This window comes from Mycobacterium sp. (genome assembly GCF_049281135.1).
In the GTDB taxonomy this organism is placed as follows: domain Bacteria; phylum Actinomycetota; class Actinomycetes; order Mycobacteriales; family Mycobacteriaceae; genus Mycobacterium.
In genome coordinates this window covers 1-15,138 of sequence record NZ_JBAPRN010000807.1, presented here as the reverse complement: position 1 = coordinate 15,138, position 15,138 = coordinate 1, and the positions used below count along the sequence as shown (strand labels likewise).

Below are 15,138 nucleotides of genomic sequence, written 5' to 3'. Positions count from 1 at the left end.
GGACTGAGCGAGCTCGGCGGTCTTGGCGACGGAATGTCGGCCGCCCTGGGTCGTGGTGCGGCGATCGGAGCATTGGCGGTGCCGCCCAGTTGGAATGAGATCGTCCCCCCGATGAGCCCGCTGTCCGGACTATCCGGGGCGGCGCTCGGTGGCATGCCCCCGGCCCCTCCGCCGGCACTCGCGGCCGGCATTCCCGGTATGCCGACCGCCAGTTCGGCCGGAAACCGCTTCGGCGCCGCCGTTCCCCGATACGGGGTCCGCCCGACGGTGATGGCACACCCACCAGCGGCGGGCTGACCTTACAGCGGCGTGGTGTAGGCGGCGCTGATGCCGCCGTCGACCAAGTATGTCGCCGCAGTGATGAACGATGCGTCGTCGCTGGCCAAAAATGCGACAACAGCTGCGATTTCGTCGGCCTCACCGAACCGGCCCATCGGCACGTGCACCATCCGCCGGGCGGCGCGTTCGGGGTCGTTGGCGAAAAGCTCCTGCAGCAGTGGAGTATTCACCGGCCCCGGGCACAGCGCGTTGACTCGGATACCTTGGCGAGCGAACTGCACACCGAGCTCGCGTGACATCGCCAACACCCCGCCCTTGGACGCGGTGTAAGAAATCTGCGACGTCGCCGAACCCATCACCGCGACGAACGAGGCGATGTTGACGATCGACCCGCGTCCCGCGGGCGCCATGTGCCGCAGCACCGCGCGGCAGCACAGGTACACCGATTTCAGGTTGACGTCTTGCACCTTCTGCCACGCCGGTAGCTCGGTGTTCTCGATCAGGTCGTCATCCGGCGGCGAGATGCCGGCGTTGTTGACCGCGATGTCGATCGAGCCGTAGCGGTCGGCCGCGGTGTCGTAGAGCCCGTTGACCGAGGCTTCATCCGAAACATCAACTGGCACAAAGAGTCCGCCCAGTTCGTCAGCCGCCGCGGTACCGGTCCGCTCGTCGATGTCGCCGATGACCACGGTGGCCCCTTCGGCATGAAGACGTCGCGCCGACGCCAGCCCGATACCGCCACCCCCGCCGGTCACCACGGCGGTCTTGCCGGCCAGCCGTCGACTCAGGTCCACAGTCATCTGCGCCGCTCCTCTCCCCCGCAAGCGGGTGGGGGTACCTCCAGCCGCGCAGCGGCGAGGGGGTGTGCCCCCAGTGCATCGTCGCCGGCGCTCATGAACTCACCCGTCCGCTCGCGTATGCCTGTGCCGCCTCGACGATCGCCGAGAACAGCCGCAGGTCGTCCAGACTTTCCTCCGGATGCCACTGCACTGCGAGCACAAAGCTCTGCCCAGGCAGCTCCAGTGCCTCGATCACACCATCGGCATCCCAGCCGCTGACCACCAGTCCCTCGCCGAGATCGGCGATGGCCTGGTGGTGATAGCACCGCGCATCAACGGATTCGCCAACCAACGCAGCCAGCCGCGTGCCGGCCACGGTGCGCACCGGCAACGTACTGAACACCGCGTTGCCGGCCCGGTGTCCGCTGTGGCCGATGACGTCGGGCAGGTGCTGATGCAGCGTCCCGCCCAGTGCGACGTTGAGCACCTGTGCGCCGCGGCAGATGCCCAGCACCGGAAGCTGCCGCTGGAGCGCGGCGCGCAACAGCCCGAACTCCCAGGCATCGCGCTGCCCTCCGGGTTGGTCTGTGCTCGGATGCGGCTCCTGACCGTAGGCAGCGGGATCGAGGTCCTTGCCGCCGGTGACCAACAGCCCGTCCAGGCCATCGAGAACACGGTCGGCGATCTCGGAATCCACCGGCTGCGGCGGCAGCAGCACGGCCACCCCGCCGGCGGCGGTGACACCTTGAAAGTAGACGGCCGGAAGGAAACTGGCGGGCACGTCCCAGACGCCCAGTTGCGCTCGGTTCAGGTAGGTGGTCAGACCGATGACCGGAGGCTTGTCAGAACCGCTCAAACCCGCGAACCCTCTCCCAATCGGTGACCGCCGCATTGAACGCCTCCACCTCGACGCGGGCGTAGTTGACGTAGTGGCTGACCACCGCGTCCCCGAATGCCTCTCGGGCGATTGCCGACGCATCGAACAGCGTCGCCGCTTCGGCCAGCGTACCGGGCAGACGCTCGACGCCGGCCGCCTCGTACGCATTACCGGAGCACGGTTCCGGCAACTCCAGGCCGTTTTCGATACCGTGCAGTCCGCCGGCGATGAGCGCCGCGACGGCCAGGTACTGGTTCACGTCACCGCCGGGCACCCGGCATTCCACCCGCAAGTTGTCGCCGTGACCGACGACGCGCAGTGCGCAGGTCCGGTTGTCCAAGCCCCACGCCACCACCGTGGGCGCGAAGCTGCGATCGGCGAACCGCTTGTAGGAGTTGATGTTCGGCGCGTACTGCAGTGTCATCTCCCGCAATGTGGACAACTGGCCCGCGATAAAGCTGCGGAACATCGGCGAAATACCGAACGGTTGACCGTCCTCGGCGGCCACCGCGGATCCATCGGCCGACCTCAGCGACATGTGAATGTGGCAGCTGTTGCCTTCGCGCTCATCATATTTCGCCATGAACGTCAGCGATTTGCCGTGCTGGTCGGCGATTTCCTTCGCGCCGTTCTTGTAGACGCCGTGGTTGTCGCAGCTGACCAGCGCATCGTCGTAGCGGAACCCGAGCTCTTGCTGTCCCCTGTTGCACTCGCCCTTGACGGCCTCCCAGTGCAGTCCCGCGCCCTGCATGTGCTGGCGAATATCTCGCAACAGCGGCTCGAGGCGGCTCGAGGCCATCACCGCGTAGTCCAGGTTGTAGTCGCTGGCCGGTGTCAGCTCGCGATATTCACTCGCCCAGGCCTGGCGGTAGGTGTCATTGAAGACGATGAATTCCAGTTCAGTGGCGACATAGGCCCGCAGACCGCGCTGGTTCAAGCGGTCCAGCTGACGGCGCAAGACCTGGCGCGGCGAGGGTTCGATAGGGCTTCCGTCGTGCCTCATCAAATCGGCGAGTACCAGCGCCGTGCCTGGCAGCCACGGCACCCGCCGCAGCGTCGACAGATCCGGCCGCATCACCATGTCGCCGTACCCGGAGTTCCAACCCGACATGGCGTATCCCTCGACGGTGTTCATCTCGACGTCGACCGCGAACAGATAGTTGCAGGCTTCGGCGCCGGACTCGGCCACCTCGTCGATGAAGAACGGCGCCGACACCCGCTTGCCCATCAGCCGGCCCAGCATGTCGCTGAACGCGACGATGACCGTGTCGACTTCACCGGCGGCGACGAGTCGCTCGAGTTCGTCTCGCGACAAGCCCATTCCGTTGGCCGTGTCCGTCACCAGGTACTGGTGCGCAGGACGATCTCGGCGGCCAGCTGCGCCGTCGACTCATGCGCATTGCGTCGTCCGAGCAGCTCCACCACCCGGTAATCGCCGTAGACGAACCGCTGGCTGGCGCGTGCCACAGAGTGCGCGGCGGAGTTGCTGACCAGCGCGGTTGTGTTGATCTCGACCGGTGGGCAGTGCTCGTCGCGAACCACGCCGGCGGGGTCGGCAACCCGTGGGTGACCACGGTCGATGGCCACCAGGCCGGTGAACCGGTCCAGCCTGGTCGCGGCCAGCTCCCACGCCAGCTCCGCGCCGTCGCGATCGCCGACCAGCACGCCCCAACTGACGTCGAGCACGTCCAGAATGCCGATCACCGACTTCGGCGTCAGGCGTGGGTCCGGACCGATGACAATCGTGCGCAGCGACGCCGTGTGCAGACGCTCACACACCGCCTCATACGCGGTGAGTGCCCGCTCGGCCGCGCACAAGAGCACCACGACGGAGCCCTTCTCCGGACCGGTGTCGCAGACCTGGATGGGAAACCCGTCGACGGTAGTCATCATCGTCGAAGGCACCACAGCAAATTACAGTCAATTGCCCCGCGCCCGGGCCATTTTCGCGCGGATCGTTAGCTGTGTGGCTATTGGCAATCTTCTGGCAACATCGAGCTGATGAACGACAACCGCCGTGGTCAGCGCAGCGCGGAAACGATCGTCGGACGCGGTGGCGGCCCGCTTTCGAGCAGTCCGGCGATGGCATCGACGTCGAGGTGGGCATCGAGCAGATCGGCCATCACATCGAGCTGAGCATCCCGTCGCGCAGCCACATTCACGTCGTCGGCAGCGACGAATCCGTCCCGGCCCGCTGCCGCCGCAGCGAGAATCAACCATTGCCTTCGGAAGCCGTCGTTGTCGAACAGGCCGTGCCAATGCGTCCCGAATACCTGGCCGCGCTGATACCCCTCCGGGGATCCGTCCACCTCGAACCAGGTGGCCTCCGAGCAGCGGATCACCCGCCCGTTGTGGATCTCGTAGCCGTGCAGCGATCCTTGCCGGCGGCGCAGCACCTTGTTGGGCGCGAACACGATGTCAGCGTCCAGCATCCCCATCGCCTCGACCCGGCCGGACCGGCTTTCGACGGTGTCGTCGATCGACCGGCACAGCATCTGGAAGCCACCGCAAATGCCCAGCACGGCCCGACCTGAGGCAGCATGGGTGCGAATGGCCTGGTCCAGGCCCCGCTCCCGGATCCAGCCCAAATCGGCGACAGTGGATTTGGTGCCCGGCACCACGATCACGTCGGTGTCGGCCAAGTCGGCGGGTTCCCGGACCCAGCGCACCAGCACGCCGGGTTCGCAGGCCAGCGCCTCGACGTCGGTGGAGTTGGAGATCCGGGGCAACCGCAGCACCGCGATCCGAAGCCACTGGTCGCCGCGAGGCGGTCTCGGTGTGCCCAGCACGCGGTGCGCCAATACCGGGACCGCATCCTCGGTGTCAAGCCACAGATCATCGGTGTAGGGCAGTACCCCGTAGGTGGGACGGCCGCTGATTTCGGCGAGTTGGCGCAGCCCGGGTTCCAGCAGCGAGACGTCGCCGCGAAACTTGTTCACGATGAATCCGGCGATCAGGGCCTGATCGTCAGGGTCGAGCACGGCCACCGTCCCGAACAGGTGCGCGAGCAGCCCGCCGCGATCGATGTCGCCGACGATGACCACCGGCAGATCCGCGGCGCGGGCCAGACCCATGTTCACCAAGTCCGTTGCGCGCAAGTTGATTTCAGCCGGCGAACCGGCGCCCTCGCAGATCACCGCCTCGAACTCGGCTCGTAATTGCGCTAATTCGTCTTGCACGACAGCCGAGAGTTTGTTGCGATCCGACCAGTACTCGGCGGCGGTGGCCACCCCCGCGACCTGTCCCCTGATCACCAGTTGCGAGGTCATGTCGCTGCCGGGCTTGAGCAGAATCGGGTTGAACCGCACGCTGGGCGCCAAGCCGGCGGCGCGGGCCTGCATCGCCTGGGCGCGGCCGATCTCCCCGCCCTCGACGGTCACCGCGGAGTTGTTCGACATGTTCTGCGCCTTGAACGGCGCAACGCGAATTCCTTTGCGCACCAGCAACCGGCAGAGCCCGGCGACCACCATCGACTTGCCCGCGTCGGATGTGGTGCCTGCCACCAGCAGCGCGCCGCTCACGGGCGGGTTGTCACGGCAGGGTGAGGATTTCCGCGCCGGAGTCGGTGACCAGCAAGGTGTGCTCGAATTGGGCGGTCCACTTGCGGTCTTTGGTGACCACCGTCCAGTCGTCGTCCCAGATTTCGTAGTCCAGCGCCCCGAGATTGATCATCGGCTCGATGGTGAACGTCATGCCCGGTTCGAGGATGGTGGTGACAGCAGGCTGGTCGTAGTGCAGCACGACCAGGCCGTTGTGGAAGGTGGTACCGATGCCGTGGCCGGTGAAGTCGCGAACCACGTTATAGCCGAACCGGTTTGCGTACGACTCGATGACACGGCCGACCACCGACAAGGCACGGCCCGGCTTGACCGCTTTGATCGCCCGCATCGTCGCCTCGTGGGTCCGCTCGACGAGCAGGCGGTGCTCCTCGGAGACGTCGCCGGCCAGGAAGGTCGCGTTGGTGTCACCGTGCACGCCGTCGATGAAGGCGGTGACATCGATGTTGACGATGTCGCCGTCTTCGATCACCGTCGAGTCGGGGATGCCGTGGCAGATGATTTCGTTCAGCGATGTGCAGCACGACTTGGGATAACCCTTATAGCCCAACGTCGATGGATAGGCGCCGTGGTCGACCATGTAGTCGTGCGCGATGCGGTCCAGCGCATCGGTCGTCACACCGGGCGCGACGGCTTTGCCCGCCTCCGCGAGCGCACTGGCAGCGATGTGCCCGGCAACCCGCATCTTCTCGATCACCTCGGGCGTCTGCACCCATGGCTCGGTGCCCTCCCGCGCCGTCGGCTTGCCGACGTATTCCGGCCGTGGGATCGACTTGGGCACCGGCAGCGTCGGCGAGACCACACCGGCCGACAATGCAGAACGAACGGGCATGCTGTCAGGGTATCCGTATCCGGTGGGGTCAGGCACGGCCACGGCGGCGCACGAGCGAGCGGCGCGGACCTTTGATCTTGACCGAGCCGCACACCACCCGGCCGGTCAACACCACGTGTGGGCTGCCCTCAGCGGGCGCGATCTTCCGCCGGTCACTGGCGCTGCCGCCGTATACCTCGACGTCGTCGATCGAGGCGCTCGCGCCGTCGGGTAATCGAATCTCGACCGAGCCGAACCGCATGTCGAGTTCGATAACGACCACCGGGCCGGCGAACCTGGCCTTGACCAGATCCAGCTCGACCGAGCCCATCCGGCGCACCAGCGCCAGCCGGGTGGGCACCGTCCACTCCCCGTGGCGCTTGAGTGAGCCGGCCCAGCCGCGCAGCTCGACCCGGTCAGCCGCGGAGGTGACGATCGCCCCGGGCCCGGGCAGATCACCCACGAGGCGATCCAGCTCATTGTGGGTACGCGCGTAGGACACGTGCGTGGACCGTTCCTCGAACTCGGTGATGTCGATCAACCCGAGCGCAACCGCGTTGTGCAAACGGCGCAGCGTGCCGTTGCGGTCGGCATCGGATACCCGTAGTTCGGAGAGTTCATCAGGGCGCGTCATAGCGATATCAAATCTACCGCCGCCCCGGGCTGGTGCGACCTCGCACCAGCACCCCGCTCAGAGTAGTCAACTCATCCCAAAGGTACGGAAATAACGTGCGGCGTACACCGGTGCCTACGAATATTTGCATTGGGCCATTCTCTTTTAATGGCAAATGAATTGTTGATCTTGTTTATTAAAATCGACGTTATAGAAAAGACTGTCAACAAAATGTTGGCGCCTCTCAGACAAGGTGTTCAATAAATCGGATTTTGAGTCTAATAGTCCGGATTTTTCCCACATTATGGGAGACCCACCATGCTCCGACCGAACCGCTGGCCTCCGCTCCTCGGTCGCCAGCCCCTCACACACAAGGCGTCTAGCTGCTTGTTCAGCGTCAGACGTTGTGGTTCGACGGCCTGACACGCCGCCCGGCAGCCGTTTGCTTCAGTTGCTTAAACACTGGAACGGCACATAAGAGGACACTTAGCGTGATTAGAAGTTCGCCTGAGTTTTTTATTAGAGATTCGCTTAACACGATGCCCAAGCTGTTATATGCTTCCACCCGTCAGACGGCTCGTCCGCCATGAGGGGGAGATTAGGACTCATGTGCGAGCCAACGGCTGTGGGGCGGACACCCCACAATCCACATCGAGAGATACCGAGATTGGAGGCTCGCACATGAGTCGTAAGTATTCTACCGCGATCGGCCTGGCGGCCGGCGCCGCTTGCGCCGCGTTCATCGGCATGGGCACCGCCCACGCCGACGGGCCGTTCCCCGACCCGTACACGGCGCCGGACCCCTACGCTGCTCTGTTCGGGGCGATGGGCTCTCAAGGCGTTGCGGACAACAACCTTGACCTGACAGCGTCCACCGAGTCCGGCTACCAAACATTCCAGACCACCGTCGACGCGTTCGAGTCAACCGCCAGCGAGCACGGCTTGGAGAACCTGGTCAACGCCATCGACCCAAGCGCGTTCTACGAGCAAACCGGCGGCCTTGATCCTGGGTTTGCGGGCACCATCGCCGACACGATGGGCGCGTACCTGGTTCCGGACAGCACACTCGGCTACCTGGCCACCGGATTGGACTTCGGTCTGCTGACCCCGACGGGCCTGGACTTCGTGCTCACCCCGCTGATCGACCTTTTGACCGGCGTGCCGGTCGGCTGAGTCTGACCGGATAAATCCACCTCTGTAAAAGAGGTGGCGGTCTGGACCGGTGGGGGTGGGGGGCCTAGCAACGCTCCCACCGGTTCAGACGCCAAACGTCGGGCCAGCAGCGAATCCCGGAGCCCCCGGAGTCCGCTAGCTCGGCGAACAAATCCTGTCGCCCGGTCGCCCCTCGCGCCCGGGCGGCAGGTTTTTGTGTCTTAACCGTTGCCGCCGAACGGCTTTCAGGCCAGGTAGCCGGCGGGCATCGATTCGAACATGAACTTGGTCATCCGCACCGCATACTCGGAGCTGCCTCCTCCGACGATCAGCGACGCGAAGGCCAGATCGCCGCGGTATCCCGCGAACCAGGAATGCGAACCGCCGGGGAACTCGGCCTCACCGGTCTTTCCGTACACCTCGCCGCAGCCCGCGATCTCCTTACCGGTGCCGTTGGTGACCACCAGCCGCATCATCGGGCGCAGACCTTCGATCATCTTCTCGCTGATCGGTGTGGTGTCGCCGGTGATCGCGGTCGGCCGTCCCTCAATGAGCTTGGGCACCGGCGTCTTTCCTGCGGCCACGGTCGCCGCGACCATCGCCATCCCGAACGGTGAGGCCAACACCTTGCCCTGGCCGAAGCCATCCTCGGTGCGCTCGGCCATATCGACTGTCGGAGGCACCGATCCGGTAACCGTGCTGACGCCGTCGACCTGGTAATCCAGCCCCATGCCGTACTGATTGGCGGCCTGCGTCAGCCCGCGCGGGGGCATCTGGCTGGCCAGTTCGGCGAAAGTGGTGTTGCACGAACTGGCGAACGCCCGCGACATGGGCACCGTGCCCAAGTCGAATCCGCCGTAGTTGGGCACAACGCGCTGTCCGATGTCGAGATGCCCGGGGCAGGCCAAAAGCGTGTTGGGGCTTGCCATGTCACGCTCGAGGGCCGCACCCGCGGTGACCATTTTGAACGTCGACCCCGGCGGGTAGAGGCCGGTGGTGGCGAGCGGACCCAGCGCGTCGGCCGCGGAATTCTGTGCGACAGCGAGGATCTCCCCCGTCGACGGTTTGATCACGACGATCATCGCCTGGCGACCCTGGTTGTCCACTGCGTGCTGTGCGGCGTTCTGCACGGCCCGGTCCAAGCTGATCGACACCGAGGGCGCCGGCGCCGGCGCCACCTCGTGCAGCACCGCCAGATCGACGTTGTTTTGGTTGATGCTGACCACGCGCCAGCCAGCCTGGCCGTCGAGTTGGTCGATCACCGCCTTCTTCACCTGATTGATCAGGGCCGGAGCGAAGTGATAATCCGTCGGCAGCAGCTCGGCCTGCGGGGTGATCACCACGCCGGGCAGGCTGCCCAGCGCGGGGGCGATCCTGTTGTTGTCGTCGACGCGCAGCGTGATCAGATCCACCGGTTTGCCGGTGCCGCTGGCCTGCTCGGCCAGCCGCTGCGGGTCGTTGAGGGTGTCGTCAAGCGGGTGCAGCACGTCGATCACCGATCGCGCGGTGCTGATCAGGAAGGCGCCGGCCTTGGAAGCGTCCAGCGTGTAGTGATAGAGGTAGCCGGGTGCCAGCACGTCGGTGCCGCCGACTTCGTTCACCGACGCACGCTTGGGCGCGTCGGCCCGCAGCGCCAGCGTCTGGTGCTCGCCGAGGCGAGGGTGTAGATCGGTGCTGTTCCAGCGGATCTGCCAATGACCTTCGTAGCGGGCCATTTTCAGCTTGCCGTCGTAGGTCCAGGTTCGGTTCTTCGGCAGATGCCAGGTGTAGCGGTAGCTCACCGAGCCGGTGTCGTCGGTGTACTTCGAGCCGAGAACCTGGGTGTCCAAGTGGGTGGCCTGCAGGCCGGCCCACGCCGCGTTGAGCGCTTCGCGCGCATCGCTGGGATTGTCGCTGAGCTCGGCCGCCGCCGCGGTGTCGCCGGTGGCTAGCGCACCGAAGAATCGGTCGGCCGCCGGGGCCGGCCCTTCGGGCCGCGGAGTGCACGCTGAGACGGCGGACGTGGTGAGCAGCACCACGACACCGAATGTGGCGGCTGATGCCACTGTGATTTTTGTTGCCATTGTGGCTGATGTTAAGAAACAAAAGGCCAACTCGGCCGGAGGCGCACCGAGACGGAGTTGTTACGCCAACGGCCGGTGGCGTATTTGCGTCGACATCGACGACAGCGCGCGAAAGTGCGAGTAGAGATCGCGCCTATGTCGATCTCGGCGAACCAGTCCGGTCAGTCCAGCAGGACGGTGGCGAACGTGCCGACTTCGACGAAGCCGATTCGGTCGTAGGTAGCCTTCGCGACCGTGTTGAAGTCGTTGACGTACAAGCTGGCAATGCGTCCGGTGCCGACGACCACCGCGGCCAGGGTCGCCGTCCCCGCCGTCCCCAGGCCCCGGCCACGCCACTCCGGATGCACCCAAACCCCTTGGATCTGGCTGACCGTCGGCGACTGCGATCCAACCTCGGCTTTAAAGACCACCGCGCCGTTCTCGAAGCGGGCCCACGCCCTTCCGGCCGCGATCAAACTGGCGACCCGCCGCCGGTAGCCGCGTCCGCCGTCACCGAGCCGCGGGTCGACACCCACCTCGCCGATGAACATGTCGACAGCCGCCACCAGATAGGTGTCGAGTTCGTCGGGCTTGACCTGGCGCACGCCCGGGTCGATCGCGCAGGTAGGCATCGTGGTCAACGACATCAACGGCTGACGCTCACGCACATCGCGCGCCGGGCCCCAGGCCGGCTCGAGCCGCTGCCACATCGGCATCACCAACTCGGCGCGGCCGACGAGGGACGAGCATCGCCGCGAGGCGGTCAGCGCCGCATCGGCGAACGCATACATATCGTTGAGTCGACCGCGCAGCGGAATCAGGTTGGCGCCGGCATAGCACAACGACTCCTGGGGCCCGCGGCGCGTCCACAACTCTCCGCCAATCGAGTTGGGGTCCAAGCCATGATCGGCAACTCGCGCGGCGACCATGCACGAGCCGACCGGGTCGTCGTCGAAAACGCGGCGGACCGAAGCTCCGTCGCGCACTACCGACACCCGTCGCTCGCTGACGATGCGGCGAATGGGCGGAGCCGACATACTGACTCTTTCTCAGACGGATACTCGGCCCGATTAGACCACTGTCAGCTTACGGTCACAACCGGCGAACCGCTTGCCGCTGGTCCCGCGTCCATCTCGGCGGCCAATCGCATTGCCTCTTCGATCAGCGTCTCGACAATCTGCGCTTCGGGCACGGTCTTGATCACTTCACCGCGGACGAAGATCTGGCCCTTGCCGTTGCCCGAAGCGACGCCGAGGTCGGCCTCGCGCGCCTCCCCCGGCCCGTTGACCACGCAGCCCATGACGGCCACCCGCAGCGGCACATCGAGCCCGTCCAGGCCGGCGGTGACTTCGTTGGCCAGGCTGTAGACGTCGACCTGAGCACGACCGCACGACGGACAGGACACGATCTCCAGCCCGCGCGGCCGAAGGTTCAGCGACTCGAGAATCTGAGTGCCGACCTTGACTTCCTCGACCGGTGGCGCCGACAGCGATACCCGAATGGTGTCGCCGATCCCCCGGGACAGCAGGGCACCGAACGCGACCGCGGACTTGATGGTGCCCTGGAATGCCGGACCCGCCTCGGTGACGCCGAGGTGCAGTGGATAGTCGCACTGCGCGGCGAGCTGCTCGTAGGCCGCGACCATCACCACTGGGTCGTTGTGCTTGACGCTGATCTTGATGTTGCCGAAGCCGTGGTCCTCGAACAGCGAGGCCTCCCACAGCGCCGACTCGACCAACGCCTCGGGCGTCGCCTTGCCGTACTTTTCCATGAACCGCTTGTCCAGCGAGCCGGCATTGACGCCGATGCGGATCGGAATGCCCGCGGCGCCCGCGGCTTTGGCGACTTCACCGACCCGGCCGTCGAATTCCTTGATGTTGCCGGGATTTACCCGCACCGCGGCACACCCGGCGTCGATCGCGGCGAAGATGTACTTGGGCTGGAAGTGGATATCGGCAATGACGGGGATCTGGCTCTTCGTGGCGATCGCGGCCAGCGCGTCGGCGTCTTCCTGGCGCGGGCACGCCACTCGGACGATGTCGCAGCCGGCCGCGGTCAGCTCGGCGATCTGCTGCAAGGTGGAGTTGACGTCGTGGGTTTTGGTGGTGCACATCGACTGCACCGAAATCGGGCTGTCGCTGCCGACACCGACGTCGCGGACCATCAGCTGGCGCGTCTTGCGACGCGGCGCCAGCGTGGGCGCCGGGGCTGCCGGCATACCCAGACCTGTGGTCACTGTTTGCCTTCTCTCGCTTCCTTCGTTTCCGCCCCCGGGCCAACGCCCGCGGGCTACTGGAACAGCCGGATCGGGTTGACCACATCGGCGGTCACCGTCAACAGCATGTAACCGACCACCAGAACCAAGACTACGTAGGTTGCGGGCATCAGTTTGAGGTAGTTCACTGGCGCCGCAGCGACTTTGCCGCGGGCCGAACGAATGACGTTACGCAGCTTCTCGTACAGCGCGATGGCGATATGCCCGCCGTCGAAGGGCAGCAACGGCACCAGATTGATGACGCCCAAGATGAAGTTCAGCTGCGCCAGGAACAACCAGAACGCCATCCAGACGCCGTGGTCCACGGTGTCTCCGCCGATGATGCTCGCTCCGACGACGCTGATCGGGGTGTCCAGGGAACGCTGACCGCCGCCGATCGCGTGGATCAGCGCGCCGACCTTGGTGGGAATCGCGACCAGTGACTTGCCCAGCAGCACAGTCAGATTGCCGGTGAAGGTGAAGGTGGCCGGCACCGCGCTGATCGGGTTGTAGTGGGTCGGCCCGGCCGGTGTGCCGACGACACCCATTACGCCGATGTTCGCCGGCTTCGCGCCCTTGCCGTCGCTGACCCAGCGCTGCCGCTGGGTGATGTCGACGTATTTGGTCATCGTCTGGCCGTCGCGCTTGATCACAACCGGAACGGTGCCGTGCAGCTTCTGCACTGCGGCCGCCATGTCGGAGAAGTCGGTCACCGGGGTGTCACCGACCTTGAGCACCACATCGCCGGCCCGGATCCCGGCGGCCGCCGCCGGCCCGTCACCAGTGCACTTCTCGAACTCGCCCTGCTTGATTTCTGCGGCCGCACAGGCCGTTTGGCCGATGACCGCGGTGGGGTGCAGGTTCGGCAGCCCCCAGATCACCGCGATGGCATAGATCAGCACCAGGCCGATGACGAAGTTCGTGCCGGGCCCGGCGAACAACACCGCGACACGCTTCCACGTCTTCTGCTTGTACATCGCCCGGTCACGCTCGTCGGGCTGCAGTTCTTCGACCGACGTCATACCGGCGATGTCGCAAAAGCCACCGGCCGGGATGGCTTTGAGGCCGTATTCGGTTTCGCCGCGGAGGGTCGACCACAGGGTCGGGCCGAAGCCCACGAAGTAGCGGCGCACCTTCATCCCGGTGCCCAGCGCGACCCACATGTGGCCGCATTCATGCAACGCCACCGAAATCAGGATGGCGAGAGCGAACAGCACTATGCCGATAACGAACATCATCGAGTTGGTAGAACCTCCTGTGCGGCTCGATCAATGCCCCGCCGGGCCGTACCACGGGCCCAGCGCTGCGCTTCGAGTACGTCTTCCACGGTAGCGGGTTCCGCGGCCCACTGGTCGGCGGCGCTCAGGACATCGGCGATTGTTCGCACGATGGCCGGGAAGCCGATCCGCCCCGCCAGGAACGCCTCGGCGGCCTCTTCGTTGGCGGCGTTGTAGACGGCGGTCATGCAGCCACCCGTCTCGCCCGCTTGCCGGGCGAGCGCGACAGCAGGGAAAACCCGCTCGTCCAGCGGCTCGAACTCCCAGGTCGACGCGGTGGAGAAGTCGCAGGCCGCAGCCACGGCGGGCACCCGATCCGGCCAGCCGAGCGCCAGCGCGATGGGCAGTTTCATGTCCGGCGGGCTGGCCTGCGCGATCGTCGAGCCGTCGGTGAACGTCACCATCGAGTGCACGATCGACTGCGGGTGCACGACGACGTCGATGCGTCCGTACGGAATGCCGAACAGCAGGTGGGCTTCGATGAGCTCGAGCCCCTTGTTGACCAGCGACGCCGAGTTCAAGGTGTTCATCGGCCCCATCGACCAGGTCGGATGCGCGCCGGCCTGCTCGGCGGTGACGTGCTCGAGGTCGGCGGCCGACCAGCCGCGGAAGGGCCCGCCGGAGGCGGTGAGCACCAGCTTGGCGACCTCGTCGGCGCTTCCGCCACGCAGGCATTGCGCCAGCGCGGAGTGTTCGGAGTCGACCGGCACGATCTGGCCTGGCTTGGCGGCCGCCAGCACCAGCGGGCCACCGGCGATCAGCGATTCCTTGTTGGCCAGGGCCAGCCGGGCCCCGGAAGCCAGCGCGGTCAGCGTCGGCTGTAGGCCCAGCGCTCCGACCAGCGCGTTGAGCACGACGTCGGCCTCGGTGTTCTCGATCAGCCGAGTCGCGGCGTCCGGTCCGTGGTGGGTGACGTCACCGATGGCCTGCGCGGCGCGCTCGTCGGCGACGGCGAGGTTGGTCACCCCGGTCTGGGCGCGCTGCTGCGCCAGCAGGTCCGGGTGACCGCCCCCGGCGGCCAGCCCTACCAGCTCGAAACGGTCGGGGTTGGCAGCGATGACCTCGAGCGCCTGGGTGCCGATGGAGCCTGTACTGCCCAGCACCAGGGTCTTGAGGCGGCGGCCCTTATCGCCGAGCGTGAAGCCAGCTTCACGCTGGGCGCCGAGCGTGAAGCCAGCTTCACTCTCGGCGCTAGGTGAGCTGCCATAGCGGCGGTTGGACACCCCTTCATTGTGCCGCGCCACCGGCGCGCCCGACGAATCCCCGGCCAGCGACGATGCGGGCCGTCCGGCGGCCCGAGGAGAAGCCGGCCTCTCGGACATGTGCCAGAATGTGCAGGCATCCCGATCCCAACCCGAGGAGTTTGCCGTGGCCAGTACCGAGGTGGAGCGCTTCAGCGGGGTCGATGTCGCTGACGTGCCGTCGGCGAACTGGGGCTGGAGCAAAATCAACTACCGCAACTGGCACGTCACCGGCCTGCTGATCATCGTTCTACTG

At 66.0% G+C, this 15,138-nt stretch carries 15 protein-coding genes; 3 read left to right on the top strand and 12 right to left on the bottom strand.

The window, feature by feature from the left end; translation table 11 throughout:
• The coding region (locus WAN02_RS31980) for a PE/PPE C-terminal domain-containing protein (RefSeq protein ID WP_422269368.1) at positions 1–297 on the top strand (297 nt) is incomplete at its 5' end.
• A gap of 2 nt (positions 298–299) precedes the next feature.
• Here WAN02_RS31980 and WAN02_RS31975 read toward each other — a convergent pair.
• From WAN02_RS31975 to WAN02_RS31945, 7 genes are all read right to left on the bottom strand, one after another.
• Entirely contained in the window at positions 300–1,079 is a 780-nt protein-coding gene (locus WAN02_RS31975) for a 3-oxoacyl-ACP reductase (protein ID WP_422269367.1), read from the bottom strand.
• 91 nt (positions 1,080–1,170) lie between these two features.
• Complete coding sequence (locus WAN02_RS31970) at positions 1,171–1,950, bottom strand: gamma-glutamyl-gamma-aminobutyrate hydrolase family protein (RefSeq protein ID WP_422269366.1); 780 nt, start codon at positions 1,948–1,950, stop codon at positions 1,171–1,173.
• A complete protein-coding gene (locus WAN02_RS31965) occupies positions 1,901–3,256 on the bottom strand; it encodes a glutamine synthetase family protein (protein WP_422269371.1) in 1,356 nt (451 codons plus the stop codon). Before WAN02_RS31965 ends, WAN02_RS31970 begins: the two co-directional genes overlap by 50 nt.
• A gap of 17 nt (positions 3,257–3,273) precedes the next feature.
• Complete coding sequence (locus WAN02_RS31960) at positions 3,274–3,825, bottom strand: alpha/beta hydrolase (protein WP_422269370.1); 552 nt, start codon at positions 3,823–3,825, stop codon at positions 3,274–3,276.
• A gap of 131 nt (positions 3,826–3,956) precedes the next feature.
• A complete protein-coding gene (locus WAN02_RS31955; protein ID WP_422269365.1) occupies positions 3,957–5,456 on the bottom strand; it encodes a cobyric acid synthase in 1,500 nt (499 codons plus the stop codon).
• A 10-nt stretch (positions 5,457–5,466) separates the two neighbouring features.
• Entirely contained in the window at positions 5,467–6,324 is an 858-nt protein-coding gene (gene map, locus WAN02_RS31950; protein WP_422269364.1) for a type I methionyl aminopeptidase, read from the bottom strand.
• Positions 6,325–6,352: 28 nt separating this feature from the next.
• The gene (locus WAN02_RS31945) at positions 6,353–6,937 is read right to left on the bottom strand and encodes a DUF1707 SHOCT-like domain-containing protein (RefSeq protein ID WP_422269363.1); all 585 of its coding nucleotides are present in this window, start codon (positions 6,935–6,937) and stop codon (positions 6,353–6,355) included.
• A gap of 660 nt (positions 6,938–7,597) precedes the next feature.
• Here WAN02_RS31945 and WAN02_RS31940 point away from each other — a divergent pair.
• On the top strand, positions 7,598–8,089 hold the full coding sequence (locus WAN02_RS31940) for a hypothetical protein (protein ID WP_422269362.1): 492 nt from the start codon (positions 7,598–7,600) through the stop codon (positions 8,087–8,089).
• A 224-nt stretch (positions 8,090–8,313) separates the two neighbouring features.
• Here WAN02_RS31940 and WAN02_RS31935 read toward each other — a convergent pair whose 3' ends face one another.
• The 5 genes from WAN02_RS31935 to dxr all read right to left on the bottom strand — a co-directional run bounded on the left by WAN02_RS31935 (position 8,314) and on the right by dxr (position 14,963).
• The gene (locus WAN02_RS31935) at positions 8,314–10,131 is read right to left on the bottom strand and encodes a penicillin-binding transpeptidase domain-containing protein (RefSeq protein ID WP_422269361.1); all 1,818 of its coding nucleotides are present in this window, start codon (positions 10,129–10,131) and stop codon (positions 8,314–8,316) included.
• A gap of 161 nt (positions 10,132–10,292) precedes the next feature.
• Positions 10,293–11,147 (bottom strand): GNAT family N-acetyltransferase, encoded by an 855-nt coding sequence (locus WAN02_RS31930; RefSeq protein ID WP_422269360.1) that lies wholly within the window; start codon positions 11,145–11,147, stop codon positions 10,293–10,295.
• Between the two features lie 44 nt (positions 11,148–11,191).
• A complete protein-coding gene (gene ispG, locus WAN02_RS31925) occupies positions 11,192–12,346 on the bottom strand; it encodes a flavodoxin-dependent (E)-4-hydroxy-3-methylbut-2-enyl-diphosphate synthase (protein WP_422269359.1) in 1,155 nt (384 codons plus the stop codon).
• 53 nt (positions 12,347–12,399) lie between these two features.
• A complete protein-coding gene (locus WAN02_RS31920) occupies positions 12,400–13,602 on the bottom strand; it encodes a M50 family metallopeptidase (protein WP_422269358.1) in 1,203 nt (400 codons plus the stop codon).
• A complete protein-coding gene (gene dxr, locus WAN02_RS31915; protein ID WP_422269357.1) occupies positions 13,599–14,963 on the bottom strand; it encodes a 1-deoxy-D-xylulose-5-phosphate reductoisomerase in 1,365 nt (454 codons plus the stop codon). The genes WAN02_RS31920 and dxr overlap by 4 nt, the downstream gene beginning before the upstream one ends.
• Between dxr and WAN02_RS31910 the strand changes: the two genes are divergently transcribed.
• On the top strand, positions 14,962–15,138 hold a 177-nt coding region (locus WAN02_RS31910; RefSeq protein WP_422269369.1), incomplete at its 3' end, for a DUF2631 domain-containing protein. The two genes, dxr and WAN02_RS31910, sit on opposite strands and share 2 nt — an antisense overlap.

Excerpts from the sequence above, each read along its gene's own strand:
- WAN02_RS31935 (WP_422269361.1), bottom strand. The coding sequence starts at position 10,131 with ATGGCAACAAAAATCACAGTGGCATCAGCCGCCACATTCGGTGTCGTG.
- WAN02_RS31940 (WP_422269362.1), top strand. The coding sequence starts at position 7,598 with ATGAGTCGTAAGTATTCTACCGCGATCGGCCTGGCGGCCGGCGCCGCT.
- WAN02_RS31970 (WP_422269366.1), bottom strand. The coding sequence starts at position 1,950 with ATGCGGCGGTCACCGATTGGGAGAGGGTTCGCGGGTTTGAGCGGTTCT.
- WAN02_RS31930 (WP_422269360.1), bottom strand. The coding sequence starts at position 11,147 with ATGTCGGCTCCGCCCATTCGCCGCATCGTCAGCGAGCGACGGGTGTCG.
- WAN02_RS31920 (WP_422269358.1), bottom strand. The coding sequence starts at position 13,602 with ATGATGTTCGTTATCGGCATAGTGCTGTTCGCTCTCGCCATCCTGATT.
- WAN02_RS31975 (WP_422269367.1), bottom strand. The coding sequence starts at position 1,079 with ATGACTGTGGACCTGAGTCGACGGCTGGCCGGCAAGACCGCCGTGGTG.
- map (WP_422269364.1), bottom strand. The coding sequence starts at position 6,324 with ATGCCCGTTCGTTCTGCATTGTCGGCCGGTGTGGTCTCGCCGACGCTG.
- WAN02_RS31965 (WP_422269371.1), bottom strand. The coding sequence starts at position 3,256 with ATGGGCTTGTCGCGAGACGAACTCGAGCGACTCGTCGCCGCCGGTGAA.
- WAN02_RS31960 (WP_422269370.1), bottom strand. The coding sequence starts at position 3,825 with ATGACTACCGTCGACGGGTTTCCCATCCAGGTCTGCGACACCGGTCCG.
- dxr (WP_422269357.1), bottom strand. The coding sequence starts at position 14,963 with ATGTCCGAGAGGCCGGCTTCTCCTCGGGCCGCCGGACGGCCCGCATCG.
- WAN02_RS31945 (WP_422269363.1), bottom strand. The coding sequence starts at position 6,937 with ATGACGCGCCCTGATGAACTCTCCGAACTACGGGTATCCGATGCCGAC.